Here is a 26,670-nt window from a genome sequence, read left to right as displayed (position 1 = left end):
GTGTGCCCGCCCTGGTCGGGCCGATGGACATCACCGGCGCCCTGGTCACGGCCGATGCCACCCATACCTGTGCCGCCACCGCCGACTACCTGGTCCAAGAGAAGAAGGCCGACTACTTGCTCTGCGTCAAGGGCAACCAGTGCGCCACGAGGCGCTCCGACACATCCCCGCCCCAGGCGGGACAGACTCGAAGGGAGGTCTGCTGGGTCTGATGGCTGACCTGGATCCGAAAGGTGAAGGGGACCAGAGCATGCCAGGAAACCGGTGACCGGGCCCAGGTGCCTGGGACTCGGCCAACTTGGTCTCGGCGAGCTCCATCATCGCCGTGTGGCGGCTGTCGCTGGGCGGCAGGTGTTCCCAGTGTGCCTGGGCGGCCCAGCTTTGTTCTGAGTCGACTTGTTGAGTCAACAACTGTGGAAGGTCCTGAGCGAGCTGTTCCCCGATCAGAACTGGCATGGCGACAGGATCAGCGAGCACACCGACCGTGAGGCGGCTCTCGTTCTGGCCCTTCTGGCGTTCTGCGTCGGCCAAGACTCTGCCTCTCTTATTGAATAAGAATAATCCGGGAAAGCTGATTCACAAGCCTTGAAAGCAAACACCAGACCATGAATTTCGCCAACACAGGCCTCATTGCCTCAGAAACGGTATCTGATCCCCTACTGGAATCTGATATGGGAAGAGTGAAAAGTGTAGTCGGCCGCTCAACGGGATACACTTCGGTCCTACTGATCTTTGATTAGGCGCTTGACGGGATAGGGAACGGATCCAACCGGACCGATCGGACGAAACCGTGCAGCAACCCGGCTGTCGCTGGACCGAGCGCAGATGGGACCGCAGCACCCACCCCAACTCCTCCAAGCCCCGGAACGCCCGGTTCACCAGATGGTCCTTCAGGTGTGCCCACAGCGTCACGACCGGCACTCCAGTTGGCCTTCCGGTTTGTCATGATTTCTGAACTGCTTGACTGCGGTCGTGACAGCGCCGAGCGTGTGCTTGATGGTCGAGGCAGGGGCCCCAGTTGGCGGCCGATCGCTGGCAGGCTCTGGCCTTGGCGGTGCAGATCCGCGCTCCGGCCCCGATCGGTCAGAGTCAGAAAACGCGGGTACACCTGCGCTTCGAGCGCGGCTAGCGTCGGCGGAGAGCGGGCCAGGGACTTGATGGTCGTCTACCCGGTGAGGGAGTCCACGCGGCACCCGTCGGTGTAGAGCCGACCGTTACCGGACTTGCGTGCCCTGTGGTCCCAGTCCCTTGCGGTGCGCTCGTTCACCCCGACTTCTCACGCGGTCTGTCGCGGGGCACTTGTACACAGGCGTTCGTACTCCTGGCGCGCTGGGTGCGGCCGTTTCCTGCGGCGTGAGCGCGGTCCGGCCTGACGAGCCCACCCGAAAGCGGTATACCGGTTGATCTCGATCAGTCGGCCTACCTCGGTGACGATGCCGATCTGTCCATCGAACCGAAGCAACATCACCGCTCTTCCCGCGACAACGACACGGTCGTCGCCATTTCCTGGAAGTTAAGGTGTTGCCACCACCATGAGAACCTAAGCTCCTCCGTGCCCCCGTGGTGTCGGCTGCGTGGCCGACGGGCCAACCAGCGGCCCCGCTCACGCCAGCGCGGGCTTGAGCACCACCTTGGTCCAGCCGTCCTCTCGGTTGTCGAAGTGCTCGTAGGCCTCCGGCGCCCTCTGCAGCGGCAGGTCGTGGGACACGATAAAGGACGGCTTCGCCCGGCCCCGGTGGATCATGTCCCGCAACTGCCGGTTGTAGGCCTTCACCGGCGCCTGGCCAGTACCGATCCTCTGCCCCTGGAACCAGAACGTCCCCATCTCGAAGGTGAGCCGACCGTTGCGGGCCATCTCGTCCGCCGCTCCGGGATCGGAGGGCAGGAAGAGGCCCACGACCCCGATGCCGCCGGTAAACTTCACCGACTTCACCAGGTTGTTCATGGTCATCTCGGGGTGCTCGACACCGAGATGGTCATGAGCCTGATAACCCACGCACTCACATCCGCAGTCCGCACGGCGGCCGTCGGTGAGGTTGAGGATCTGCTCGACCGGGTCGCCCTTGGAGTCGTCGACAGGGATCGCCCCCATCCTCTCCACGAGGCGCAGCCGGTCGGGGTGGCGATCGACCACCATCACCTGGGACGCCCCTTGGAGCAGCGCGGAGTAGGCCGCCATCAGTCCGACAGGACCCGCGCCGTAGACGACGCAGGACTCCCCCGGCTTGAGGCCCGCCAGGCGGGTGGCGTGCCAGCCGGTGGGGAAGATGTCGGCGACCATGACGTAGTCGTCCTCCTTCTCCTGCGCGTCCTCGGGCAGCCTCAGGCAGTTGAAGTCCCCGAACGGCACGCGCAGGTACTCGGCCTGCCCGCCGGAGTAGGGGCCCATCCCGGCGAAGCCGTAGGCGGCCCCGGCCATGTCGGAGTCAGGGTTCGCGGTCAGGCAGTAGGAGGGCATGCCGGTTTCGCAGTTGCGACAGAACCCGCAGCCGATGTTGAAGGGCAGGCAGACGTGGTCGCCGACCTTGACGCGCTCCACGCCGTCACCGACCTCGGCGACCACGCCGAGGTTCTCGTGCCCGAGCACCTTGCCGGGCTCCAGGTCGGTGCGCCCTTCGTACATGTGCAGGTCGGAACCGCAGATGTTGGTGGCGGTGATGCGCACGAGCACGTCGGTCGGACGCTCGACCCGGGCATCCGGGACCTCCTCGACGGAGACATCGCGGGATCCGTTGTACACAAGGGCCTTCATGATCTTCTCCAAGCGTGGGTGCGGGGCGGACTCGGACTGGTGGGGAACCTGCCCTTGATCTGTCCCCTGCTCTCCCAGCACCGGGACGAAACAGCCTCACGCCCATGATTCGGACAAGACACGTCAAGGTTCCGTGACTGACCGCCAGGAGAGCCGGGACGCCGGGTCCCCAATCCCCGCCGCTGGTAGGCCGTGGTTGGCGGCCGCTCTCGCCCGTTTAGGCGGAACCTTCCGGGGACAGGGCTTCGGGGTCGCGACAGCTGAGCAAGCGCCGCGCAAGGACGAAGTGCTACTGGACGCCAACGACATCCAGCTCGGCCACCAGCCCGAACTGCGCTGGAACAGCGAGGCTTATGCAAAAAGTAGCTTGAAGAAGTGGAGTGCTCAGACGGCGCGAAAGGCAGTGGCATAGGTGCGAAGTGGCCTTCTATAGACTGTGAACATACACCGCCATGTCTTGAAGTTCGTGATCGACCGTTCGATCACATAGCGAATCTTATTGATCTTCGTGTTGAATTATTTTTGCCCGCCCAATAGCTCGCCTCCTCGTGGCTTCCGGAACGGTGTTATCAAGCCAACGCCGATGTATCCCTTTTCGCCGATGGAGTTTACGGAGTGCAGAAGCACCTGGCCGACTTCGCCTACGAGACCGGGCTGGAGGGCCGGGCACCTCGAAATGGAACAAGATTGAGCACCGGCTGTTCCCCGCAATTAGTACCAACTGACGCGGCAGGCCGTTGACCAGCCACGCGGTCGTGGTCAACACCATCGGCGCGACCACCACCCGTACCGGGATCAGGGTGCACGCCGAACTCGACCCGGGCAGCTACCCCACCGGCTTCACTGTGCCGGATGAGGTCATGGACGCCCTTCCTTTGACCGGGCACGACTGGCACGGCGCATGGAACTACACGCTGCGGCCCCAGGAGCTCGCGCCGACACCGGTTCCGAGGCAGGAGGACCGTACCCAACCCGAGGACTGGGCGCCCGCCTGGCTGCACCACGTCATGCTCACCGGGCTCAAGGCACACGAGTTCGCGGCGCTGCTGGCCGACGCCGAGCGGTACATCCTCGACCATCCGCCGATCAGCCTGCACCACAAGCGGGTCCGTCACCGAGCACTGCGACGAGGACCGCTCTCGCTGTCGGACCGGCTGCAGGTCACCTTCATCCACTTCCGGTGGAGGACGCGCAAGGGCGAGCTGACGCGGTTGCTCAGCGCGCCCGCCGCAGCGGTCGGAGACGCGGTGCTGGAGATCGTCCCTGTGCTCGATGGTCTGCGGCATACGGTCGCAGCGGCCCCGATCACCGCGCTCACAGCCAGGGACCTGGAAGCCTTGGTCGGTAGGAGCCATGACCAAGACTGTGCCTTATTTTCCGGCAACCCCCTGGAGAATTATGCACATAGATTATCGCCGACCGATATCGACTTTCACTTCAGCGATCTCGGCCGAAGTCGGCCTACATTTTTACGCGACCCGCTGAATAACCCTCGAAGGACAGCGCCGAAGAAAAAGAGGCTCTTACGGGGCGACTTTGCGGCCACGATGCCCGCGTGCGTCCTGTTGGAACCGTCGGCGGCACGCATCGAGGACTTCACCGGCCGGGGTGCACACGCTTGTAAGCCGGGTTGTGATGGTGGAGCATGGGGTTGGGCCGTCCGATCGCGATTGCTCACTGGACAGAACCTCGGGAGGTCTTGGAGGGAGCGCCACGCCATGTGGTCGCTGCCCGCGATCAGCTCGCCCGCGACTCTGTCGGGACCGAGCCGGTACGGCGCCCATACCTGACCTGGCTACAGTTCGCATAAGGCGATCATCATGAAGGCACTTGTCTGCAACGGACCCCACGACGTGAGGATCGCTGACGTTCCGGACGCGCGTATCGAGCAACCCTTTGACGTCCTGGTCAAGATCACAGCGACCCACATCTGCGGGTCGGACCTGCACATGGACGAGGGCCGCACTGACTTCGAGGAGGGCCGCATCCTCGGCCACGAGAACGTCGGCGAGGTCATCGCGGTCGGCGCCGGGATCGCCAAGACCGCGGTCGCGGACATGGTCTCGGTGCCGTTCAACGTCTCCTGCGGACACTGCCAGAATTGTGAGCACGGGCTGATTAGCTACTGCCTGGCCGCTAACGTGGAGGGCATGGTCGGCGGCGCCTACGGGTTCGCCGACATGGGCGGCTGGATCGGCGGCCAGGCCGAGTACCTGCGTGTCCCGTGGGGCGACTTCCAGTGCTTGCGCCTGCCCGAGGACGCCCGCGATAAGAGATCGATTACGTGATGCTCTCCGACATCTTCCCGACAGGCTGGCACGCCGTGGAGATGTCGGGCCTGAAGGCGGGCGAAACCATCGTCATCTACGGCGGCGGCCCGGTCGGGCTGATGGCCGCCCTCTCCGCGAGCGTCAAGGGGGTGCTGAAGGTGATGGTCGTTGACCGCCATCCCGACCGGCTGCGCCTGGCCGAGCGGGTCGGGGCGATCGCGATCGATGATTCCAAGGGTGACCCGGTCGAGCAGGTCATGGAGCACACCAAGGGGGTCGGTGTCGGCCGTGGTGCCGAGTGTGTCCGTCACCGGGCCCAGGCCCCCCAGGGCAACCAGGACAACGCGGCGACCCTGAATAAGCTGGTGTCCTCGGTGCGGTTCACTGGCGGGATCGGCACCGTCGGGGTGTTCATTTCCCAGGACCCAGGCGGCCCGTATGGGCTGTCCCGGCAGGGCAAGGTCCGCTTCGATTTCGGAGACTTCTGGTTCAAGGGCCAGCAGATGGCCTGCGGGCAGGCCCCAGTCAAGCGCTACAACCGCCACCTGGGCGACCTGATCGCCGCCGACAAGGTCGCCTACTCCCGGATCCTGTCCCACAACCTGGCCCTGGCGGAAGCGCCGGAGGCCTACAAGCACTTCGACGCCCGCGAAGACGGCTGGACCAAGGTCGTGCTCAACCCCGCCTGACCCACGGGCTGAGAATCTGAAGCCGCTAGAGGCGGAGAGGAAAGGTGTGCCGATGACTCATCTCCCTGAGGTTCTGCCCGGCAGGCGGGTGGACGCACACCACCACCTGTGGAGCGCTGCGCGAGTCGAGCGCGGCGACTACCACTGGATGCCCACGGACGGGCCGCTGCGCGGGGATCACTTGCCCGAGCACCTCGCCCCCGCCCTCGAGGCCACCGGGGTCGGCGGGACGATCGTGGTGCAGGCCGCACAGTCGGTGGAGGAGACCCGGTTCCTGCTCGAGACCGCCCACGCCACCGACTTCGTACTCGGTGTAACCGGGTGGGTGGCCCTCGACCGGCCCGAGGACGCCGAGCTGCTGGCCGGGCTCGCCGCCGATGAGTATCTGCGGGCGGTGCGACCCATGATCCACGACCTGCCCGACCCGAACTGGGTCACACGCCCGCAGGTGCACGCCAACCTTGAGCGGCTCAACGAGCTGGGGCTGCGGTTCGAGGCCCTCACCCGTACCGAGCACCTGCCCGCCCTTGAAGCCGCGCTGGAGGCAGTCCCGGAGCTGCCGGCAGTGATCAACCACCTGTCCAAGCCCTCCTACCGGCCGGACGCCGACGACCAGTGGCGGCAGTGGATGCTGCGGTTGGCTGAGCGGCCTAATACCTGGTGCAAGCTCTCCGGGATGCTCACTGAGGTCGGCCCCGGCTGGTCGCCGGCGCAGTTCCAGCCTTACGCGGACTTTCTATTCGAGACCTTCGGCGCCGACCGCGTCATGTTCGGCAGCGACTGGCCGGTCTCCAGCCAGCTCCTCGCCTACACCGAGGTGGTCGCACTTACCGACCGCCTCGTCACCGAATTGAGTCCCGCCGAGGCCGAGGCATTCTGGTCCCACACCGCCGAGCGCTTCTACGGCGTGCAATCGCCCGCCGCCGCGACGCCGGCTCGCTCGGATCAACCGCTATCGTCGTGACAGGCTCCCTCCCACCGCGTCTTTCGAAGAACGCCGATCATGGTTGGACCAGCGAGGCGCCGCCACCCCCTACAACCTCATCTCTGAAGAGCCGAAAAGAACAATCCCCTCGACCCGGCAGGGTCGAGGGGTCCACCGCCGCGACCCGAAGGCTCCGTGTCCTTGGGTGTCCCACTTGAGCCTGACGGAGGGGGTCGGCCAGGACATCGGTGGCTTCGTCGATGTAGCGGTAGCCGGTGGATCGGCCGATGCCGTGGTCGCGGGCCAGGGTGGCGGGGTCGGTCCCCTCGCGGAAGTGGCGCAGAGCCATGACTGCCTGGTGGAAGCAGGTCAGGGCACGGGTTCCCTTGCGGGTGCCGCGCAGCTTGCGTTCGGCGGCCAGGAGGCGGGAGAGGAAGAGAACAACTTCCCTGGGGACGTCCAGGGTGGCAACATAGGTGACCACGTGGAGCCTTTCACGGTAGCCCGGCAAGATTCGACACCTCGCCTTCTACCTGGGGCTCCACGTCTATGTCTGCCGAACGGACATTCCTCCCTTTGTGTTCGTTTTGCCGCTTTCACCCCGCTCCAAAATCGCTGGGATCACCTCACTGCCCACCGAACCAAGGTGAGGCCATCTGTGCACCTCAGAGATCAAGGATCCCCTGAGGGACCCGTCGGGAAATCCTGGTTCTCGATCTCTTCGCTGATCGTCTTCCAAAAGCGCAGGGCCGCGTACTCCAGTTCCAGCCCCAGGCGCAGCGTGATCATCCGAGAGGCGATATCGGTGCGCTCCCCGAAGCGCACCTTCATTTCTTCGTAGTCCTCGATCCGCTTCTGATGCTGGCGTTGCTGGTCGGCAGCCAGGCGAGCGATGTCCCCGGGCTCACTGAACTCGTTGAAGAAGAGCTTGATCTCGGCGACGTCGCGCAGCTCGAAGTGCTGCTCGGTCGGCTCCCGTAGCCAGTCCCGCAGGGCATCCATCCCTGCTTGCGTGACCGAGTAGGTGCGGCGCCGCCGCCCGGAAACCTCTTCTTCGGACTCCAGCAGCCCGAGCTTCTCCAGCCGTTTGGGTTCGGAGTACAGCTGCGCGTGCGGGAAGTTCCAGAAGTACCCGACGGAGTGGCCGATGGCGCGTTTGAGGTCGTAGGAGGTCGAGGGACCGCGCATGGCGACCATTCCGATGATCACGTACGAGGTGGTGGAGAGACGGGCTGTTGACACTCCCCGGACTATACCGTACGTTTCCAACCGTACTTAACAGACCGTATGTTTCATACTGTCATGGTGAAACCCCCGCAGAGGAGTGCTCATGGACCTGGGAACGGTGCAGAGCTGGACTGCCGAGAGGTACCCGCATCGTCGTGCGGTGGGCGGCGCCCGGCCGATGACGTATCGGGAGTGGGATTCCCGAACCAACCAGCTGGCAAGAGTTCTCTTGGATCGGGGAGTAAGAAGGGGCGACCGAGTCGCACTACTCTTGGCCGGTGGGGAGCCATTGGCGAGCCTGCACCTGGCGGCACAGAAGGTCGGCGCGATCTCCGTCCCCTTGTCGTTCCGGCTCGGCACGGATGAACTCACCTACTGCCTTAAGGACGCCGCCCCCGTCCTGCTGATCACCGATTCCCGTATGGCCGGCTCAGCCGACCCGGCCATACGGGAATCGGGGGTACCACACGTCTACTCCAGCACGAACGGGGCGATCCCGGAGAGCGGCACGGTAGAACACCTTGCCCAGAGACAGGGCGACAGCCGTATTGATGTCGCCTTGCAAGACTCCGACGTGAGCGTCATGCTCTACACCTCTGGTACGACGGGACGCCCCAAGGGGGTGCCCCGCACCCACTACGCCGAGCACCAGGCGGCTGTGGCGCACCTGGTGCAAACCGGTCTGGGATGCTTTAGCCGCACGCTCGGCGTGATGCCGATGTTCCACACGATGGGTCTGCGGACACTACTGGCTAGCGTCGTCAGCGCGGGCACCTGGGTCCCGCAGGTGCGTTTCAACAGCGATGAGTGCCTGGAACTGATCCACGACGAGCGAATCAACTCCCTCTACCTGGTGCCCACTCTCTATTGGGACCTGCTACGCACCGGCAAGCTCGACCAGGCCAAGTCGCTGCGCAACCTGGCCTACGCAGGGGCGGCCATGACACCGGCGCTGGCCGCGGGCGTGGCCGAGGCGGTCAATCCCGAGTCGTTCGTCAACCACTACGGCAGCACCGAGCTCTACACCTTTACCATCGGCCCGGACGTGGTCGCCAAGCCCGGGTCCGCGGGCCGAGCCGGGGTTTTCGGCCACGTGCGGCTCGTCTCACCCGAACCGGGCGCCACCGCCGACGAGCTGGTCGAACCCGGCCAGACCGGTCAGATCGCGGCCAGCATGGACAGCCCCGAGGCGTTCACGGGCTACTGGCTGCGTCCCGACGCGGACGCCAAGAGCATCCGGGACGGCTGGTACTTCCCCGGTGACCTGGCCGTGGCCGATGAGGACGGCGACCTGTGGGTAAGCGGGCGGGTCGACGACATGATCAACTCCGGTGGCGAGAACCTCTACCCGGACGAGATCGAGGACGCCTTGGTGCGCTGCGCCGCTGTCTCCGAGGTCACGGTCGTGGGCCTGCCAGACGACCGCTGGGGCCAGGCGGCCACCGCCTTTATCGTCCCCCGCTCCGGAATGGCACCCCAGGACGCCGTCGAGGCGCTCACCGTCTACCTGCGCGAGGAGTGCCCGCTGCCCTCCTTCAAGCGGCCCAAGCGCCTGGTGGCCGTACCGGAGATCCCCAAGTCGGCCGTCGGGAAGATCCTGCGCCGCAAACTCACCGCGGGCGATTACTCGCCCCTTGCCGAGGCCCGTACCGGGAGGGAGAGGTAAAGCATGGCCACCAGCCCGAAAGCGAACACCGATCCCGTGACCGCCAGGATCGAAGATCCGCCCCTGCTATGCGGCCAGGGCCGCTTCCTGGACGATATCGACCCGTTGCCCGGAACACTCACCGCCGCCATCGTGCGCAGTCCGCACCCACACGCGCGCATTCGAGGCGTGGACACGAGCCGGGCACTAGCCCGGCCGGGAGTGGCGGCTGTGGTCGGCCCCACCGAGGTCCTGGAGGCGCTGCGCCCTTTCCCGCTCTCGGTGACGACACCGATGTCCTACTACCCCACCGGCACGGACAAGGTCCGGTTCGTGGGCGAACCGGTCGCGATCGTGGTGGCCGCGGACCGCTATGCTGCCGAGGACGCCGCCGAGCTGGTTCACGTCGACTACGATCCGCTGCCCGCCGTGGTGGACACCCATAGTGCGCTCGAGCCCGAGGCTCCCCTGCTACACGACGAGGCGAACAGCAACGTCGCGACCGACCGCACGTTCACCTTCGGCCCGATCGAGGAGGAGTTCGCCGACGCGGAACGCACGGTGCGGGGCAGCTACGAGTTCCCCCGGTACTCCTCGACCCCCATGGAGTGCTACTCCGTGATCGCCGAGTGGCGAGACGAAGCGGATGGCCCCGCCGTCACCGCTTGGGCCAACTTCCACGGCCCGTTCTCCATGGTCCCCGTGCTTTCGGGGGCGTTGGGAGTCCCGGCCTCCAGCGTGCGCCTCATCGTCCCGCCGGACAACGGGGGCAGCTTCGGGATCAAGGCCGGCATCTACCCCTACGTCGCGCTGCTGGCCCTGGCCAGCAGGCACGCGGGCCACCCCGTCCGGTGGACCGAGGACCGTATCGAGCACCTGACCGCCAGCTCCGCCGGGTCCGACCGGTCGATGTCCTTCGAGGCGGCACTCGGCGCCGACGCCCGGATCAGGGCACTGCGAGTGGACTTGGTGGACAACGTGGGCGCCTACTTGCGCCCGCCGGAACCGAGCACGCTCTACCGCTGCTTCGGCAACATCACCGGGGCCTACGGCATCGAGGCCGTGGAGCTGCGTTCGCGCGCGGTGGTCAGCAACAAGACCCCGACCGGGCTGAACCGGGGGTTCGGTGGCCAGCAGCTGTACTTCGGGTTGGAGCGGCTCATCGACGAGATCGCCGTGAAGTTCGACCTGGACCCGGCCGAGGTCCGTCGGCGCAACTTCGTTCCGACCGAGGCCATGCCGTATGCCACACCCACCGGAGGTGTCTACGACTCGGGTGACTACCCGGGGGCCTTCGAACTCCTCCTGAAGAACGCCGGCTACAAGGCTCTGCGTGAACAGCAGCGGGAGGCGCGCGCCAACGGGGAGTACCTGGGGATCGGGATGGCCGCGATCGTCGACCCCTCCGCGACCAACATCGGCTATGTGGGCCTGGCCACCCCCGCCGAGACGAGGGCGAAGGGGCGCGGCAAGTCCGGTTCGACCGAGCACGTGCGCGTCAGTGCGGACGTCAACGGGGTCGTCTCCGTACTGCTCGGCACCGTTCCCCAGGGGCAGGGGCACGCGACCGTCGCACGCAAGATCGTCGCCGAACAGCTCGGGCTGCCACTGCGGCAGGTGCGGCCGGTGGTGGAGATGGACACCGCCACGACGCCGTGGACGGTCAGCTCGGGTAGCTACTCCTCCCGGTTCGCGCCGCTGCTGACCAGTGCGCTGGTGGAGGCCTCCGAACGGCTCGCCGCCACGGTTCGGGTGGCGGGAGCGGTCCTGTTGGAGGCCGGCCCCGAGGACGTCGAACTCTCGGGGGGACGGGTCCGGCTGTGCTCGGATCCCGATCGGAGCGTCGAGTTCCGGCACGCGGCAGGGCTTGTGCACTGGGATCCAGGTGCCCTGCCGGACGGGACGTCGGCACGCCTGTACGAGGAGGCCGCGTTCACTCCACCCGAATCCAAGTCCGCGAGCCGGGACGACCGGATTAACTCCAGCCTCTGCTACGGATTCGTTGCCGAACTCGCTGTCGTGCGCATCGACCCCGCAACCTTGGAGATCGAGCTCTCCGACGTCTACACCGTGCACGACGCCGGAACGATCCTCGACAAGACCCTCCTCGAGGGTCAGGTACACGGCGCGCTCGCGCACGGGCTGGGCGGGGCTCTGTACGAGCACATGCCTTACTCCGACGCGGGCCAGCCGATGGCGTCCACGTTCATGGACTACCTCTGCCCGACCAGCGCGGAGGCCGACTACACGCTGCACAGCGACCACATGGAGACGGCGTCACCGCTAACCAGGCTCGGCGCGAAGGGGTGCGGGGAGGGCAGCAGCATGAGCCTTCCCGTAGCCGTCGCCAACGCGGTGTCGGACGCGCTGTCGCCGCAAGGCGTGCGCATCGACTCCCTTCCACTCCACGGCGACGTGCTGCACAGGCTGCTCAACAAGGCGGCACAGGGCACGTCCCCCCGGAACACCCCGGACCCCGACACCATCACCGCCAACTAAGGGACACACTGACATGCCACTCACCGGAGGCGAAATCCGGCTGCACCACGGGCACGACAACCGCGTGGCCTACCTGACGCTGGACCACGGCCCCTACAACATCATCACCTGGGAGACACGTCAGGTGATGGCCGAGCGCTTCACTGAGATCGAAGCCGACGAGCGCGTCCAGGTCATCGTCGTGCAGGCCGAGGGGAAGCACTTCTCCTCGGGCGGGGACATCGCCGGGTTCATGGAGGTCGACCCGGTCGACTTCACCGACCTGGGGCACAACGTGACCGCACCGGCGCGCAGCACAAAGCCGGTCGTGGCCGCGATCGACGGTTACTGCTTCGGCGTCGGGCTGGAACTGGCCCTGTCCTGCGACATCCGGTTGGCCACCGAACGCAGTGAGTTCGCGCTGCCCGAGATGCGGCTGGGGATGATCCCCGGCTCCGGCGGCACCCAGCGGCTTGCCCGGCTCATCGGGCTGTCCCGGGCGAAGTACCACGTCCTGACCGCCGAGCGCATCAAGGCACCGCAAGCAGGTGACTGGGGGCTGGTCGCGCAGGTGCACCCGGACGCCGGGGCACTCTACAACGCCACGGAGGCACTCGTGGACAAGCTGCTGGGCTTCTCACCGCTCGCTGCGCGCACGGCCAAGGAAGTCCTGGACAAAGGTGTGGACGGCCCGCTCTACACCGGCATCGAACTGGAGCGCAAGGCCTACTCGATGCTGCGCTCCAGCCAGGACTTCGCAGAGGGTGTGGCGGCGTTCACCGAGAAGCGCTCGCCCCGGTTCCAGGGGCGGTGACGGGACGTGAAGGCGGCTCCGTTCGACTACGTACGGCCCGCGAGCGTCGAGGACGCAGTAGCCGAACTTCTCGCGGCCGATGGCGGAGGCAAGATCATCGCCGGAGGACAGTCCCTGGTACCGGTTCTCGCCATGCGTCTGGCACGCCCCGACACGCTCGTTGATGTGAACGCGATAGCCGAGCTCTCCACGCTAGTCGATGAGGACGGCTGGTTGCGGATAGACGCGACCGTCCGCCAGCGCAGGATGGAGCGTGATCCGCTCGGCACCACCGTGCCCCTGTTGCGTATGGCCCTACCCTGGATCGGCCACCGAGAGCTCCGGAGCCGGGGAACGGTGTGCGGCAGCCTGGCGCATGCCGACCCGGCGGCTGAGCTCCCCGCCGTGGCGTGCTGCCTGGACGCTGTCCTCACACTCGCCGGCCCGAACGGGGAAAGGGACGTCACTGCCCGCGGCTTCTTCACCGGGGCGATGACCACCGCTCTGGGACCAAACGAGCTGCTGCGCTCTGTGCGGTTCCCCCGGGCCGGCGACCGCGACGGGTTCGGCTTCGCCGAGATCGCCCGCCGCCACGGAGACTTCGCCCTCGCCGGGGTGGCCGTACGCGTCACCCGAACCGATGACGGGCAGACGGACGCAGTACTCACCGGCTTCGGCGTCTCCGACCGCCCGGTGACGCGTGGCGCCAGTGCGGTGCTTGCCGAGGCCGACCCGTCCTCCGGGACCGAGGCTGAGGCTATCGGTCGGCTCGTTCCGTCCGTGCTTGACCTGGCCGACGACGTCGTGGACACCGAGGGGGACGCGCACGGCTCCCAGGGTTACCGGAAACGACTTTTCAGCACCCTGGCCGCTCGTGAGCTGGTCAGGGCCTACCGCCGCGCGGGACGCGGTTCCAAGGGGTGAGCACATGAGTACCACCGAGCCGGGTCCGACATCCCAAGGGTCCGCCGGGCGGGGACCACGGCCCGTCCGCGCCGAGGCGGGGCAGGAGGTCGGGGTACAGCTCACCGTGAACGGGACCCCAGTGGAACTGCACGTACCGGCCCGCATGACCTTGTCCGACGCGCTCCGCGAGAATCTCGGGCTCACCGGTACCCACGTGGGGTGCGAGCACGGGGTCTGCGGGATGTGCACGGTACTGGTCGACGGTGACGCGGCCCGCGCGTGCCTGCTGTTCGCCTGCCAGCTCGACGGAGCGGAGGTCGTCACCGTCGAGGGCCTGGGACGCCCCGACGACCTGCACCCGCTCCAGGAGGCGTTCGGTCGCAACCACGCCCTCCAGTGCGGTTTCTGCACACCCGGGTTCCTTATGAGCTCCTACGACCTCCTCTCCCACGAGCCCGACGTCGAGGAGGAGGACCTTCCGAAGCAACTCTCCGGAGTCATCTGCCGCTGCACCGGTTACCGCAACATCGTCAGCTCGGTCGCCGAGGCGGCACGGCTCCCTGATGGAATACCCGGACCGGGCAACTGTGCCCGGCGAACCCTGCTCGGACGGGGCGCGGCCGGCGGAGGCCTCCCCTCGGGTACAGGAGAGGACTCGGAGGCGGCGGGGGATGCCGCGCTCAGTGACATCCGCATCGAGCTCCCGGACTCCGACCCCACGGTCTCGGTGGACATCACCAACGACCTCGCCGTGAGCGAGGAACAGCTCTGGCGCGTGCTGGACGATATCCGCACGCTCGCCAGCTGCCTGCCGGGAGCCGAGCTCACCGACGAACTGGGCAACGACCGCTACAGCGGACGCGCCCGGGTCGCCGTCGGCCCCGTCAAGCTCTCCTTCCGAGGGGTGGCGCACATACTTGCGCACGACCGCGCGGACGGGCAGCTGCGAGCCTTGGCCCAGGGAGAGGACGCCGGAGGGGCACGAACCCAGGGGGACATCACCCTGACCACTGCGCGCACCGAGACCGGGATGCGGCTGCGCGCACGGGCCGACGTGTACCTCACCGGTCGCATCGCCCAGTTCGGACGGGCACTGGCCGGAGACATCAGCCGAAGGATGTTCGAACAGTTCACAGAGGCGCTCGAAGAGGTGGCGGCCACGGGTAACGCGCCGGCCCGGAACGTGTCGGCGCCCAGTGCGCTGAGCCTCATGGCGCAGTCGTTCCGAGCCAAGGCCCGTTCCCTGTTCCACCGAGGAGAAAGGCGCGGAAAGTGAGTGCAGAAACCAAACACTCCGACCAGCAACCTCCCCCAGAAGGGCGTCGGCGGCTCATCGAACGCGGACCGGGGTTCGTGGGAGGCGTACGTGAGCTGCCGAGGCGCACGTCCTTCGCCTCGGCGGGAAGCGCCGTGGTCTCCGCGGTCTTCGGCTGTACGGGACCGGCGCTGATCGTCATCAACGGCGCCGAGGCCAACGGCCTGAGCCCGGTGGAGACGTCTTCCTGGATTTTCGCGATCTACGTCTTCGGCGGACTCGTCAGCCTGATCATGGCCACGTACTACCGCCAACCGATCGTGGGTTCGTTCAGCATCCCCGGAGCGGTCCTGGTCGTGAGTGTGCTGGGTTCCTACACGATGGGGGAAATGGTCGGCGCCTACATCGTCGCCAGCCTCCTGGTCTTCCTCCTGGGCGTGAGTGGTGCGGTACGGCGGGTCATGTCGTGGCTGCCGCTGCCCATCATCATGGCGATGATCGCCGGTGCGCTGATGAGTTTCGCCATCGACGTCATCGACGCCGCGTTCGAAGCGCCCTGGATCGTGATCGCCGCCCTAGCGGGCTTCCTGGTGTCGACGCGGTTCCTACCCCGTGTCCCCGGCGTGCTCGCCGGGTTGGTGTGCGGCGCGATCGTGGCGGCCACCACAGGGTCCATCGGCGGCGGCGAGTCCGCCGTGGAGTTGACTGCCCCGGCGCTGATCACGCCGAGTTTCGACATCGGGGTGATCGTCGCGGTGGCCATTCCCCTCGCCGTCCTGGCGATGGGCGCCGAGAACGCCCAGGCCATCGGTGTCCTGTTCACAGAGCGGTACCGCCCGCCGATGAACGCCATGACTATCATCTGCGGAGTCGGCGGGCTGCTGGCCGCGCCGTTCGGCGGGCACAACACGAACATGGCCGGGCCGATGACGGCCATCTGCGCCTCCCCCGAGAGTGGTCCTCACGAGAGCAGATACACCGGGGCCGTGCTCAACGGCGTGCTCTTCGGGTCGTTCGGTGCCCTCGCCGGGCTGGCCGTAGGTGTGATCACAGCGCTGCCGGGTGAGCTCGTCGCGGCCGTCGCGGGACTGGCGATGATCACCGTGCTGGTCACGTCTTTGCAGGGCGCATTCAAGGGCACCCGATTCCAGATTGGCGCCTTCTTCGCACTGGTCATCGCGTTGAGCGACGTGACGGCGTTCGGGATCTCGGCGCCATTCTGGGCGTTGTTGGGCGGTGTACTCGCCTCCCTGGTACTGGAGAGCAGCCACTTCCGTGATCGTGAGACGCGGCAACCCACGAAGTGAAGCCGAGAGGCCGAACTTCCATGGCGATGGAGGCGTTCCACCATCGCTTTTGGAAGCGGTGACCGCAATTGCACCGGAGCGGAACTGATGACATCGGACGCCCCTCAACACCTCTTTCCATCGGACCTTTGGTCCGATGGTCAACCCAGCCCGGCCACGAGGAAACCCCAGGCCAGGACCGGTGAACCCGTATCCCCACCTGGGGCCGGAGGCCCTCATGGGGCTCCTGGTGTGCTCAGCGGTACCGGCTACCGCACCGGAACCAGAGTGCCCGCCCCGGCAGGAGCCGCTGTGCCTCGCAGCAGCGCGGCGGTGGCCTCGGCCGCGGACTTCGCGACCTCGGGGAAGACCGTCTGATAGGTGTCCTGGGTGAAGTGCGTGGTCGAGTGGCCCAGCTCGGCCGAGACCACCTTCACGTCCGTGCCCGCCGCCAGCGCCATCGACGCCGCCCCGTGCCGCAGCTCGTGCAGCGTGATCGGTGGGAGTCCGGCCGCCCGGGTGATGCGGGCGAACCAGTCGCTCACATGCGAGGGATGCCAGCCCGTCCCGTCCTGGCGGGTGAACACCAACCCCGAATCCGACCAGTCCTGCCCCGCCTTCAGGCGGGCCTGGTTCTGGAACTTCTTCCAGGTGCGCAGCACCCGCACGGTGTCGGCGTCCAGGGTGATGGTGCGCTGGCCCGCCTCGCTTTTCGGGGTGGAGGTGAACGTGGTCCAGGACAGCTGCACCACCTGGGTGCGGATATCGGCCTCGGCATCGGTGAGGCGGGTGTTGGACCAGGGCAGGCCGACCGCCTCGCCCCGGCGCAGGCCCTTGACTGCGATCAGGTGGAACAAGGGGTGCAACCACGCGTACTTCCTCGCATGTTCCAAGAAGGTGCGGGTCTGCTGCGGTGTCCAGACCATCACTTCCCCCGGCACGGTGCCGTCCTTCTGCCACTGGTCCACCCGGCCGGGGGTCCACACCAGAGGTTTCTTCCTTGCGCACGAGGGCAACCTGGCGTGCGAGGCGGCGTTGACCATCACCGGCTCCTCCGGGCTGCGCACCGCATCCGAGAGCGCGCTGCGCAGGGTGGCGCGGATGCGGTGTTTGGTCGACAGACTCACCACCCGCTGCCCCCGCACCGACTTTCGTACCCGGGGATACTCGGAGTCCTTGCATTCCAGCACACGCACGTTGTCCGCTTCGATGGAGTCGAACATCGCCTCGACCTGGGTCGACTTCAACCGGTCCAGGCGGACCTGACCCAGGTGCGGCACCAGGTACTTGCGGATGTGCCCCTCATAGGAGGCCCGGGTGCCCTGGGCCAGGTCGGGTTTGGATGCCACCCACCCGGTGAGGAACTCCCCCACGGTGGGGGCTTCCTTGAGCACATCGGCACCCGTTCCCAGACGCTTGCGCACCTCGGCCACGCTAGGCAGCGTTTGCCGTTTCTTCAGCGCAGCCTGGATCAGGTCAGCGACCTGAACCTTCAGGTCCGCCTCGTCCTCGGCCAGTTTCAACAACTCCTTGACCTGCCCCAGCTCCCGCAAGGCTTCGTCCTGGGAAGCCAGCCCCATACGGCGGGCCTGACGGCGCTTGCCCCGCCAGGTGCGCGGGAGCTCGTACTGGAAAGCCCAGTGCCCGTGGCCGGGGGCGTACGAGCCGTCCTTGCGTGTGAGCTTGGAACACCTCACCCCCAACATCCGGTTGGTGAGCACGTCCCGGCACGTACACCGCTTATAGGTCGTTCCTTCGTGTGCCGACATCTACCTCGCCTCGTCCCTCGTGGTGACGCGCGCACCACACCACCCACACCCACCCGAGGTGGCGATGGCTTCCAGCCCGAGGTGGGCCAGCACCCCCGCGGTCGGAACCCGCCAGCTGCGACCCACTCGCAGGGCAGGAACCGGGAAGGCCCCCGTGCGTAGGAGCCGGTAGGTCGTGGTGCGCCCGAAGCCGAGCATCCGCCCAGCCGTAACGGGGTCCAACACCACCGGCAACCGTCCAACCTCGTCCAACCGGACCGGAGCAAGCGACCTCACCTAACCCACCTCCCCACCACCTGTGAACTGCACGTTTGCGGTGCGCGGCCCCGCATCGTGCGGGGCACCACGCATCCACGCTCGACCTCGCCGAGAAGTGCAAGCGGATTGACCAACACACCCACCGGATTTTCCCTTCGCCACACAGACCACCACCCGATATCGGGCGGTATGTCGCTTTCACTGTCCGTGGCCACCAGCGCCCCCGTGCGGGGCCCGAACCCCTGGTACGGCTCCCAGGGACCGGCCCCGGGGCGGTGGGGCGGCGTGGGACCACACAGGCCCCACGCCGCCCCGCCCCGCCCCCGGGGTTGGGACCCTGGTCAGGGACGGCACCGCCCGACCACGGGCCGCCGGTCTAGTCTTGGCCCACGTGCCCGGTGTAGGACAGCCAGGCCCGGTAGCGCGCCCGCACCGCCTCCGGGATGGCCACCACCCGGTACCGGCCCGCGCCCCGGTGGTGCTCGACCACGTAGTGCTCGCCCTCCCACGCCGGAATGCGGCCCAGGCGGGCCCCGGCCTCGACCACCTCGGCAAAGGCGGCCTGGTCGGTGCAGGTGCGCGGGAAATAGGACACGTCCACGCTGGTGTGCGGGCTCATCGGCAGGTCGGGGCGCTCCGCCAGGAAATCGGCCAGACTGCGCATGTCCGCGATGATGCGCGCCCGAAGGTCAGGACTGGCGGCGTCGGTGAAGAAGTCCGGCTCGGGCAGGAACACCCCCGGCGGGCGGGGGTGCACCTGCTCGCCCGGCACCTGGTGCTCGTGGTGGTTTCGCCTCATGCCGCCCGTCCTTCCTCGATGATGGTCTGCTCTGCTGTGCCGGGGTTGGTGAACACCAACACGTCCTCGTGCTGGATGACGTGCACCGGCCACTCAGCTCTGCGCAACCTGCGGGTCTCCATGAGTTGGAAGAACGAGGTCCGCGAGACGATCTCGCCCTCGCGCAGGGCGCACAACAGAGCGGCGCACCGGTCCACCTGCACCAGACCGGCCCGCCGACCCGCTTCGGCGACCTGGCCGGGAAAATCAACCAGGCGACCGTGGGTGCGGTAGGGGCGGGTGGTCACCACAACCGCCCCACCCGGCGCGAGCAGGGTGCGGCAGGCCGCCATGATGCGGGTGAAGGAGTCCGCCAGCTTCTCGGGTTTCTGATAGGCGAGGTTGGCCGCCCTCCGGTCCCTCTCGCGGGAGTAGCGGTGGGCGTGCTTTTCCACCCCTTGGGCCCCGTCCCTGGCCGAGCGGACCTGGCCGTGGGTCATCGACCCGTACGGGGGCGAGGTCAGCACCAACCCCACCCGGCCCGCCAACGGGGTGGCGGCCAGGCCGGTGGCGACCTCGGCACCTTCACCGGTGTGCACCCGCCCCTGGCCGGCGGCGCCCTGAACGGTTGCGGTTTCCAGGTTGAAACGGGCGATGGAAGCCCACTTGGGCTCCAACTCGATGCCCACCCTGTTTCTTACCGGAGTTTCCAGAGACTCGGAACCAACGCATCGACGGGTGTCGATGCGGGATCGTGCTGGTAGTAGTCGGCTTCGAACTCCGAAAGTAGGACCAGGCCGATGTCGCCTCCCATGGACTGCTTCCACTTTAGGTTCAGATCACGGGAGTTGTAGACGCTGTTGAGGTCCAAGTCCCACCCGGTGCCGCCGATCATGCGAAACTCGTGGAGCTCTCCCACCCACTCTCGGCGGACCCCTTCACGGGCGGCCCGTTATCGTGGGTTCAGGTCCTCGACGATCCGGCCGACGGCGGCTTCGGCGGTGTGGCCCGCTCCGAGCAGCGTGTCGGAGGCGGCCCCGGTCCAGTCGCCGTAGCCGAGTAGGTGCAGGTATGGCTCTCGGAGGCAGCAGTTCCCGTCGACGGGGATCCGGCCGTCGGAGTCGAACGGATCCAGCGGAGCCAGGTGGTTCAGGGCCGGACGGAACCCCGTGCACCACAGGACCGCGTCGGCCGCCCATTCATCGCCCTCGGCCCAGGCCACGCCGGTCCGGGTGAGCCGCTCGAACATCGGCCGCGCCTTGAGCGCGCCCCGCTCCTGCGCTCGGAGCACACTCGGCACCATGACGATATCGTCCAGGGAGTCGGCGCTCCCGTCCGTTCCACCGCCCTGGACGCGGCGGGTGGCCGTGTCGCACAGCACACGCCCGTACACGTCGTCAGTCATGAAGCGGGGAGGGCGCCGGGTGACCCACGTGGTGTGCGCGACCTCCGAAAGCTCGGCCAGAAGCTGCGCCGCGGCGTTTCCGCCGCCCACGACCACCACCCGCTGCCCGGCGAACTCCTCCGGGCGGCGGTAGTCCACTGTGTGCAGCTGCCTACCCTCGAAGAGCTCCCGGCCAGGGTGGTCAGGCGTGTAGGGACGCCGCCAGGTCCCGGTCGCGCTGACCACGTGCCGGGCCCGCCACGTCCCCGTGGAACCGACCACCTCCAGCGCCCCCTCGGAGCGGCGCACCTCGCTCACGGTCACCGGACGGCGCACGGGTAGGTCGTGGCGGCGCTCATACTCGGCCAGGTAGTCGGCAACGTGCCGTGCCGAAGGGTAGTTCTGTCCCGGTTCCTTCGGCATCGGCCATCCCGGCAGAGAGCTGTGCTCGGCCGAGGAGATCAGCCGCAGGGAGTCCCAGTACTCGTTCCAGAGCCCGTTCCAGAACCCGCCCGGCCCCCCTTGCCCGTCGAGGATGACGCAGTCCACGTTTGCCCGCCGGAGGAAGTACCCGGCTGCCAGCCCTGCCGGGCCGCCGCCGATGACGGCGACGTCGACGACGCGCACGGGCGTGTCCAAGATGTCCTCCTAAGGTCATCGGAGCGACGCACAGTATCCCAAGCACATGACCGGTTCTTGGCCGGGTCCCACCGTCCCTAGAGTTTCAACGACAGGTTGTAGTCCGTGCGCTCGCTGCTGCCGGTCAGGAGGAGACAGTCCCGGGGCGATTCATTCTCACACCATCACTCGTTCCAGGTATCACCGGTGCGTTGCTTGAACGGCGCTCGTTCCGTCGTCAAACTCGTGTGACGCCCAAGGTTGAGCTGGCGGTCGGCCCCCTGGAGTTGTGCGTCGCCGTACCGGACCGATGCACCTTGTCGCCCGAGCGTGGCGCCCGCGAAGGAATCCTCAACTGTTGCCCGCGACCGGGCTCGGCGATGAGTTGTCAGGAAGGGGCCGTAGGCGCGCCCCGCGACAGTGCAGAGGTGTGTGCATGACGGAACAGGTCGATCGTGGAGGCCAGTCCCCGGCGAGCAAGGACATCAACCGGCGAACCCTGTTGCGGGCCTGCGGGGTGCTGGGCGCCGCCGGTGTTTTGGGTGCTACCGGAACCCCCGCGTACGGGACCGGCCGACCGGACAACTGGCTGTACCCGGGGGATGACGGCTACGACGGGGCGGTGGCCGGCTTCAACACCACGGTGACGCGCCGGCCGGAAGCGGTGGTCCTCGCCCGCAGTGCACAGGACGTGCAGAAGGCCGTGCGGTACGCGGGACGTCATGACCTGCCGGTGTGCGTGATGGCGACCGGGCACCAGGCATAGGTGTCCTTCGACGGCGGCATCCTCGTCTCGACCGCGGCGATGGATCGGATCCGGGTGGACAAGCGGTCCTCGTCGGTGCGGGTCGGCCCCGGAGCCCAGTGGGGTCCCATCGCGGAGGCCACTGCTCCCCACGGTCTGGCGGGGCTCGTTGGCTCATCGGTGAGCGTCGGGGCCGTCGGCTATACGCTCGGTGGGGGCCTGAGTCCCACGTTCGGCCGACTGCACGGCTACGCCGTGGACCACGTGTCGCGGCTCGAAATCGTGACCGCTGACGGCGAGTTGCGGGTGGCGACGCCGGAGCGCGAGCAGGACCTGTTCTGGGCCGCCCGGGGTGGGAAGGGCAACTTCGGGATCGTCACGTCGCTCGACTTCGGGCTCTTCAGCGTCCGGACGCTCTACGCCGGCGCGATCCTGTACCCCGCCGAGGCGGCGGCCGACGTGCTGCCGGCTTGGCGCGACTGGGCGGCGGGGGCACCGGAGAGCGTGACGACCTCGGCGGCGTTCCTGCAGGTCCCGCCGGACGCGCCGCTACCGGACTCGGTGCGTGGTCGGCTCGTGGTGAGTGTGCGGGTGTCGTTCGTGGGAGACGCGGCGGAAGGTGCCAGGCTCGTGGCGCCGCTCCGGGAGGTCGCTCCCTTCCTTCTGGACACCGTCGAAGAGATGCCGTACACCGACTGGGACCTCATCCACAGCGACCCGGAGGGGCCGATCCCGGCCTACGAGCGGACAAGCCTCCTAGGTGAGTTGCCGGACGAGGCCATCGAGACGATGATCGACCTGGCCGGGTCCGGGTCGTATTCGCCGATGGCCTTGGTGGAGGTGCGGCAGCTCGGTGGCGCCCTGGGGCGGGAACCCGAGGTACCGAGTGCTGTGGGGCACCGCGACGCTGCCTTCACGTTCTTCGCCATCGGACTCGCGCCACCCGAGCAGGTCGAGGAGGTACGCGACTACGCCGCCCTGCTCGTCGAGTCCATGGAGCCGTGGAGCACCGGCGGCTCCTACGTCAACTTCCTGTCCAGCGACGAGGCGGATCCGGCGGACGTCAAGCGCGCGTACGCCCCCGAAGTGTACGAACGCCTGGTGTCGGTGAAGTCGGATGTCGACAGCCGGAACATGTTCCGGCTCACGCACAACATCCCGCCGGGCTGACGGCTGCGTCGGCATCGACCGGGAGAAGGCACACGTCCCTACTTTCCGGTCCGTTCCCGGTGCTTGCATCCGGGCCAGCAGCATGGTCGGCGCTGGCCGTCCTCGAGCTTCTCCCCGGCGATGCGGATGCGGCGCTGACGGGTGGTCTCCTGCTTGGCGTCTTCGATCCAGCAGATGAACTCGTTGCGGGCCAGGGGTGTGATGTCCTGCCAGGCGGTCAGCGCCGATGTGTTGCCGATGAGTGCCTCGCGCAGGTCTGTGGGTAGTTGGTGCACCACTCCCCCGGGCACTTCCTGCCTGTCCCTGGGGGCGGTCGTCGGGCTCGTCTTCGAGGTCATGAGGCTCTCGCTTCCGGTACGCACGTCGTCGATGGGTGGCTTCAGCTCTCGGGAAGGCCGGCGAAGGTGTTCTTCACCTCGCGATACCAGTCGAGCGACTTCTTCGGGTGGCGCCAGCGGCTCTTCATTGCGTCACGGGCTGGCTGGTGGGACACATCGTCGGCCTTCTCCGCTTCCCTGAGGTGGCGATCGTGGGCCTTGATGATGTTGTCGGCACTATCTCCGCAGTGCGCGAGCCCGCAGGGTCCCCCCAGCTGGCGGCAGGTCATCGTCTTCATGTTCGGTCCCTTCGATGGTGACGGGTTGCGCGGCCGTTCATCTGATTGACGAGTGGCGGGCGGCGAGTGTGACCGCCGCCGGCGTCAGGAGCGTCGTTCTGCGCCGTCGCGGCGCGACACCCGGGCGAGCACCTCAGGCTCGGCGCGGAACGTGATGCCGTTGACGACGCCGTTGAGCAGGGTGAAATCGAAGAGGACCTTCGCCTCCCCCCGGTGGAACCAGGCGGCGGCAGGCCGGTCGTCGATGTAGACCGGGAGCGCAGCGTGGGCGCTGCCGTTGAAGAACGTCGCCACCTCGTGACGACCGTTGATCCGCTCCGGTGTGCCGGCCAGGACGGCGGCGGCGTCGGCGGTCACTGCGGCCTCGGGGGCAAGGAGTCGTATCAGGCGCTCGAACTCGCCGTTGCGCGCTGCCGCCATGAATGCGTCAACGACCTGCCAGTTGGCCAGCTGGTCTTCGGGGGACGGCTGGCGCACCTTCGCGCGGGCCCGTGAGGCGAGCTTGCGGGCCGCCCCCGGCGTGGTGTCGAGGATGGTGGCGATGGTGGAGAACTCGAAACCGAAACTGTCATGCAGCACGAACGCCACGCGCTCCTGCGGCGAGAGCCGATCCAGCACCACCTGTAGGGCGACGCCGACCGTGTCGGCCAGTGAGATCTCGTCCGCGACGTCGGGTGCGGCCTCCTCCACCTCGAAGTCGGCCACCGCCACCGGGACTCGGGAACGAAGCCGGTCCAGGCACAGCCGGGTGGTCACCGTCGTCAGCCACGCGGGTAGGCAGTCGATGTCTGTGTCGGAGCGTTCCAACCGGAGCCAGGCCTGCTGCACGACGTCCTCGGCCTCGGCGTGGTCATTCAGCACGCTGGTTGCGAGACGCGCTAGGCGCGGCCGTTCCCGTTCGAAGACCTCCGTTTGGCACATATCGATCATCCTTCCGTTCCGCGGTCCTTGCTCGGATGACGAACGAGCCGTCGCGAGTGTGACCGGAAGCGTCGGTCACGAAGGCGGTTCTCCGGTTCCGCTCTCCCGCGCCACGGCCCGCTGCCACGCCCTGGTCTGGATGGGCGCCGTCGCCTGCCCTGGCGATTCCGCACCATGCAGGACACCTACCCGCGGAGGGCGGCCCGTCGGAAACCCACGTGTCCGGACGGTGCCTACGCGACCCTGCGGACGCTGGGCGGTGCGGTCGCCGACGGTGAGGACCGCGCGACGGCATTCGCGCACCGGCGGGCCCGTTTCCTGCTCACCGTCCAGGCCGAGTGGAGCGGCCCGGAGGGCGACGGCCTCTGTGTCGCCTGGTGCGAGGACCTAGGGCGCGCCGTGCGGGAGACCGGGGTGCTGGGTATCTACGGCAATTTCCACGCGGGCTTCGGTGATTTCCGAGACCTGCGAGAGCAGGCCTACGGGGACACCGCGCGCATCGATCGGGTCCTCGCCGACCACGACCCGGACGGGGTCTTCCACGAGATGGCGATGCGGCCGTGAGGGGCGAGGAGGAGCGCGCCGACGTGTTGGTCTCCGGGATCCGCGCGGCGACGACCGAGGGGCGGACCGGGGAGGCCGTCGCCCTGGCGACCGCCTCGGCCCGGGTGGAGCCGGTCACCGCGTTCTGGTGCGACTACGTGATCGCGGGGTGCCACGGGCTCGACGGCGTCCCGGTACAGGCGCTCCGGCGGCTGCTCGACAGCGAGCGCTCCGGCGGCTGGTGGGCACCCGCCCTACTGGACGACTCGTCCCTGTCCGAGGTCTGGCAGCTGCCCGAGGGCTCGGAGCTGCGTGCCCGGGCCGAGGCCCGCTGGGCAGAACGACCCGCCGCGCCCGAACGCTCCCCGGAGTGGATCACCATGCCGGAGGAACCGGACCTGACCGTGGTCACACTGCACGGCAACGGTCCCCTGCCCCGGGCCTTCCAGGCCGATCTGTGGCGGCGGGTTCCGCGGTGCCGGGTCCTGGCAGCCTGTTCACCGGTCGAGGTCGCACCGGAGACCGCGGTGTGGCGTGGGAGGGAAGCTGCCATGCGGACGGTGTCCGACGCGGTCGACGAGGCCGGCGGGACACGGCTCTCCACCCCGGTGGTCGTGGTCGGTCTGGGTGCCGGTGCGGTTCTGGCCGCCCGGACGGCCGTGGAGCGAGGCGGCGCCGTGGCCGGCGCGATCGCGGTCGCACCGGTCTTCCCGGCGCGGGGGCCCTACGGAAACACCACGGCCCGCACCAGCGAGCACCGCCCCTCGGTGCTCGTACTCAGCGATGGAACGGGGTCGGTCGACCCGTACACGCAGTGGGCAGAGGCGCACGGTGTGCGGGTGCGGGTGCGGGTGCGGGTGCGGGTGCGGGCGGAGCGAACCCCCGGGCTCGGCCGCCCCGTTCTGCCCGGCACGGTCTCCTGGCTCCGGGGGCCGATCGTCGGACGCTTCCGTGTCGGCGACAGTCTCCTGACCGCGTCGGAAGTGCACGACGCGGGAAGCCCCGAAGGCGGGAGCCCCCTGGTGTACGAAGGCCGTACTTTCCGAGTGCTTGGCGGGCCGGTCCGCGGCTGACCGTCCCGTCCGCACACACGTGCCCTGTCCCGGGACGGCATACCGGCGGGTGTACCTCACCGCATGAACTGTCGAAGGCTGGAGACCGGGCCTCGCCCTGCCCGGGACGTCAGGCGACTACCCGGGTGTTCCGGACCCGGTTGTCCGCTCGTGCCTGCACCCCAGGATTATCGGCACGCCTCCATGGACCCTCAGCAAGGCATGAGGGAAATACTTACCCAGAAAACCTTTTCGAATCCAAGGCCGAGCGGAATACACCCCTCACCCAACAGCGAAAGCCGCCACCTTGAACCCAAGCGATCAAAGGAGAATTGAACAATAGATTCCCACTCGAGAAGTTGACAGAGTCCAGCATTGCAGTTACTATATTTAGTTATGTCGGAATTCGCATCGTTGGTGCAGCGCCAGCCCAAGCGCGGCGGGCTCACGAAGCGCCTTGAAATCCGAGCCGTCCTTAGTGACCCGACCAGCTCTCACGGCTCGCCTGACACGATCGGCCACGAGAACGATTCGTGGGCAGGCGTAGCAATCGGCTGGTGGGGCGGAGAGCCGTAAGTAAGCGCGCCCCG

Annotated in this window: 25 protein-coding genes and 4 pseudogenes; 15 read left to right on the top strand and 14 right to left on the bottom strand. The window is 67.6% G+C overall.

What is annotated here, in order from left to right:
• A pseudogene (locus ACYVDG_RS23680) lies at nucleotides 1–212 on the top strand (hypothetical protein); the annotation flags it as partial.
• A 76-nt stretch (nucleotides 213–288) separates the two neighbouring features.
• On the opposite strand, the pseudogene ACYVDG_RS23675 reads toward ACYVDG_RS23680, so the two are convergent.
• From ACYVDG_RS23675 to ACYVDG_RS23665, 3 genes and pseudogenes are all read right to left on the bottom strand, one after another.
• Nucleotides 289–531 (bottom strand): annotated as a pseudogene (locus ACYVDG_RS23675) (hypothetical protein); the annotation flags it as partial.
• A 452-nt stretch (nucleotides 532–983) separates the two neighbouring features.
• Nucleotides 984–1,267, bottom strand: a pseudogene (locus ACYVDG_RS23670) (helix-turn-helix domain-containing protein); the annotation flags it as partial.
• A 336-nt stretch (nucleotides 1,268–1,603) separates the two neighbouring features.
• A complete protein-coding gene (locus tag ACYVDG_RS23665; RefSeq protein WP_460757785.1) occupies nucleotides 1,604–2,752 on the bottom strand; it encodes a glutathione-independent formaldehyde dehydrogenase in 1,149 nt (382 codons plus the stop codon).
• 662 nt (nucleotides 2,753–3,414) lie between these two features.
• On the opposite strand from ACYVDG_RS23665, the pseudogene ACYVDG_RS23660 reads away from it, so the two are divergent.
• The 4 genes and pseudogenes from ACYVDG_RS23660 to ACYVDG_RS23645 form a co-directional block, all read left to right on the top strand.
• A pseudogene (locus tag ACYVDG_RS23660) lies at nucleotides 3,415–4,095 on the top strand (ISAzo13-like element transposase-related protein); the annotation flags it as partial.
• A 477-nt stretch (nucleotides 4,096–4,572) separates the two neighbouring features.
• Nucleotides 4,573–5,040, top strand: a complete 468-nt coding sequence (locus ACYVDG_RS23655) for an alcohol dehydrogenase catalytic domain-containing protein (protein WP_460757784.1) — start codon at nucleotides 4,573–4,575, stop codon at nucleotides 5,038–5,040.
• Nucleotides 5,040–5,711, top strand: coding sequence for a zinc-binding dehydrogenase (locus ACYVDG_RS23650; protein ID WP_460757788.1), 672 nt, complete (start codon nucleotides 5,040–5,042; stop codon nucleotides 5,709–5,711). Before ACYVDG_RS23655 ends, ACYVDG_RS23650 begins: the two co-directional genes overlap by 1 nt.
• Before the next feature lie 52 nt (nucleotides 5,712–5,763).
• Nucleotides 5,764–6,675, top strand: a complete 912-nt coding sequence (locus ACYVDG_RS23645; protein ID WP_460757783.1) for an amidohydrolase family protein — start codon at nucleotides 5,764–5,766, stop codon at nucleotides 6,673–6,675.
• A 37-nt stretch (nucleotides 6,676–6,712) separates the two neighbouring features.
• On the opposite strand, the gene ACYVDG_RS23640 is transcribed toward ACYVDG_RS23645, so the two are convergent.
• Together ACYVDG_RS23640 and ACYVDG_RS23635 are read right to left on the bottom strand one after the other, a co-directional pair.
• A complete protein-coding gene (locus ACYVDG_RS23640) occupies nucleotides 6,713–7,147 on the bottom strand; it encodes a hypothetical protein (RefSeq protein ID WP_460757782.1) in 435 nt (144 codons plus the stop codon).
• A 161-nt stretch (nucleotides 7,148–7,308) separates the two neighbouring features.
• Complete coding sequence (locus ACYVDG_RS23635; protein WP_460757781.1) at nucleotides 7,309–7,878, bottom strand: PadR family transcriptional regulator; 570 nt, start codon at nucleotides 7,876–7,878, stop codon at nucleotides 7,309–7,311.
• An 88-nt stretch (nucleotides 7,879–7,966) separates the two neighbouring features.
• Here ACYVDG_RS23635 and ACYVDG_RS23630 point away from each other — a divergent pair, with 88 nt between their 5' ends.
• From ACYVDG_RS23630 to ACYVDG_RS23605, 6 genes are read left to right on the top strand one after another with little or no spacing between them, the layout of a single operon-like run.
• Entirely contained in the window at nucleotides 7,967–9,529 is a 1,563-nt protein-coding gene (locus ACYVDG_RS23630; RefSeq protein WP_460757780.1) for a class I adenylate-forming enzyme family protein, read from the top strand.
• A 3-nt stretch (nucleotides 9,530–9,532) separates the two neighbouring features.
• Entirely contained in the window at nucleotides 9,533–12,007 is a 2,475-nt protein-coding gene (locus ACYVDG_RS23625) for a xanthine dehydrogenase family protein molybdopterin-binding subunit (protein ID WP_460757779.1), read from the top strand.
• A 13-nt stretch (nucleotides 12,008–12,020) separates the two neighbouring features.
• The gene (locus ACYVDG_RS23620) at nucleotides 12,021–12,800 is read left to right on the top strand and encodes an enoyl-CoA hydratase/isomerase family protein (RefSeq protein WP_460757778.1); all 780 of its coding nucleotides are present in this window, start codon (nucleotides 12,021–12,023) and stop codon (nucleotides 12,798–12,800) included.
• Nucleotides 12,801–12,806: 6 nt separating this feature from the next.
• Nucleotides 12,807–13,703, top strand: a complete 897-nt coding sequence (locus ACYVDG_RS23615; RefSeq protein ID WP_460757777.1) for an FAD binding domain-containing protein — start codon at nucleotides 12,807–12,809, stop codon at nucleotides 13,701–13,703.
• Nucleotides 13,704–13,707: 4 nt separating this feature from the next.
• Complete coding sequence (locus ACYVDG_RS23610; protein WP_460757776.1) at nucleotides 13,708–14,961, top strand: xanthine dehydrogenase family Fe-S subunit; 1,254 nt, start codon at nucleotides 13,708–13,710, stop codon at nucleotides 14,959–14,961.
• Nucleotides 14,958–16,247, top strand: coding sequence for a benzoate/H(+) symporter BenE family transporter (locus ACYVDG_RS23605; protein ID WP_460757775.1), 1,290 nt, complete (start codon nucleotides 14,958–14,960; stop codon nucleotides 16,245–16,247). Before ACYVDG_RS23610 ends, ACYVDG_RS23605 begins: the two co-directional genes overlap by 4 nt.
• Before the next feature lie 248 nt (nucleotides 16,248–16,495).
• On the opposite strand, the gene ACYVDG_RS23600 is transcribed toward ACYVDG_RS23605, so the two are convergent.
• The 6 genes from ACYVDG_RS23600 to ACYVDG_RS23575 form a co-directional block, all read right to left on the bottom strand.
• Nucleotides 16,496–17,995 carry a tyrosine-type recombinase/integrase gene (locus ACYVDG_RS23600; RefSeq protein WP_460757774.1) on the bottom strand — a complete coding sequence of 500 codons (1,500 nt, stop codon included), beginning with the start codon at nucleotides 17,993–17,995 and terminating at the stop codon, nucleotides 16,496–16,498.
• A complete protein-coding gene (locus ACYVDG_RS23595) occupies nucleotides 17,996–18,193 on the bottom strand; it encodes a helix-turn-helix domain-containing protein (RefSeq protein WP_460757787.1) in 198 nt (65 codons plus the stop codon). It abuts the gene before it with no gap.
• Between the two features lie 436 nt (nucleotides 18,194–18,629).
• Nucleotides 18,630–19,052, bottom strand: coding sequence for a hypothetical protein (locus tag ACYVDG_RS23590; RefSeq protein ID WP_460757773.1), 423 nt, complete (start codon nucleotides 19,050–19,052; stop codon nucleotides 18,630–18,632).
• On the bottom strand, nucleotides 19,049–19,720 hold the full coding sequence (locus ACYVDG_RS23585; RefSeq protein WP_460757772.1) for a hypothetical protein: 672 nt from the start codon (nucleotides 19,718–19,720) through the stop codon (nucleotides 19,049–19,051). Before ACYVDG_RS23585 ends, ACYVDG_RS23590 begins: the two co-directional genes overlap by 4 nt.
• An 8-nt stretch (nucleotides 19,721–19,728) precedes the next feature.
• On the bottom strand, nucleotides 19,729–19,950 hold the full coding sequence (locus ACYVDG_RS23580) for a hypothetical protein (protein WP_460757771.1): 222 nt from the start codon (nucleotides 19,948–19,950) through the stop codon (nucleotides 19,729–19,731).
• A 33-nt stretch (nucleotides 19,951–19,983) separates the two neighbouring features.
• Nucleotides 19,984–21,054 carry an ArsO family NAD(P)H-dependent flavin-containing monooxygenase gene (locus ACYVDG_RS23575; RefSeq protein WP_460757770.1) on the bottom strand — a complete coding sequence of 357 codons (1,071 nt, stop codon included), beginning with the start codon at nucleotides 21,052–21,054 and terminating at the stop codon, nucleotides 19,984–19,986.
• A 415-nt stretch (nucleotides 21,055–21,469) separates the two neighbouring features.
• Between ACYVDG_RS23575 and ACYVDG_RS23570 the strand changes: the two genes are divergently transcribed.
• On the top strand, nucleotides 21,470–21,799 hold the full coding sequence (locus ACYVDG_RS23570; protein ID WP_460757769.1) for a twin-arginine translocation signal domain-containing protein: 330 nt from the start codon (nucleotides 21,470–21,472) through the stop codon (nucleotides 21,797–21,799).
• Nucleotides 21,800–22,948, top strand: coding sequence for an FAD-binding oxidoreductase (locus ACYVDG_RS23565; protein WP_460757768.1), 1,149 nt, complete (start codon nucleotides 21,800–21,802; stop codon nucleotides 22,946–22,948). It begins immediately after the preceding gene.
• A 38-nt stretch (nucleotides 22,949–22,986) separates the two neighbouring features.
• On the opposite strand, the gene ACYVDG_RS23560 is transcribed toward ACYVDG_RS23565, so the two are convergent.
• From ACYVDG_RS23560 to ACYVDG_RS23550, 3 genes are all read right to left on the bottom strand, one after another.
• On the bottom strand, nucleotides 22,987–23,286 hold the full coding sequence (locus tag ACYVDG_RS23560) for a YdeI/OmpD-associated family protein (protein WP_460757767.1): 300 nt from the start codon (nucleotides 23,284–23,286) through the stop codon (nucleotides 22,987–22,989).
• Nucleotides 23,287–23,327: 41 nt separating this feature from the next.
• On the bottom strand, nucleotides 23,328–23,564 hold the full coding sequence (locus ACYVDG_RS23555; protein WP_460757766.1) for a hypothetical protein: 237 nt from the start codon (nucleotides 23,562–23,564) through the stop codon (nucleotides 23,328–23,330).
• 84 nt (nucleotides 23,565–23,648) lie between these two features.
• Nucleotides 23,649–24,485, bottom strand: a complete 837-nt coding sequence (locus tag ACYVDG_RS23550; RefSeq protein WP_460757765.1) for a sigma-70 family RNA polymerase sigma factor — start codon at nucleotides 24,483–24,485, stop codon at nucleotides 23,649–23,651.
• A gap of 174 nt (nucleotides 24,486–24,659) precedes the next feature.
• Here ACYVDG_RS23550 and ACYVDG_RS23545 point away from each other — a divergent pair, with 174 nt between their 5' ends.
• Nucleotides 24,660–25,049, top strand: a complete 390-nt coding sequence (locus ACYVDG_RS23545) for a hypothetical protein (RefSeq protein WP_460757764.1) — start codon at nucleotides 24,660–24,662, stop codon at nucleotides 25,047–25,049.
• Nucleotides 25,046–26,101 carry a flavin reductase family protein gene (locus tag ACYVDG_RS23540; protein WP_460757763.1) on the top strand — a complete coding sequence of 352 codons (1,056 nt, stop codon included), beginning with the start codon at nucleotides 25,046–25,048 and terminating at the stop codon, nucleotides 26,099–26,101. The genes ACYVDG_RS23545 and ACYVDG_RS23540 overlap by 4 nt, the downstream gene beginning before the upstream one ends.
• Nucleotides 26,102–26,670 lie beyond the last annotated feature (569 nt).

The organism is Nocardiopsis oceani (assembly GCF_054777395.1).
The sequence above is the reverse complement of the archived record's forward strand: the minus strand, read 5'-3'. Positions and strand labels throughout refer to the sequence as shown.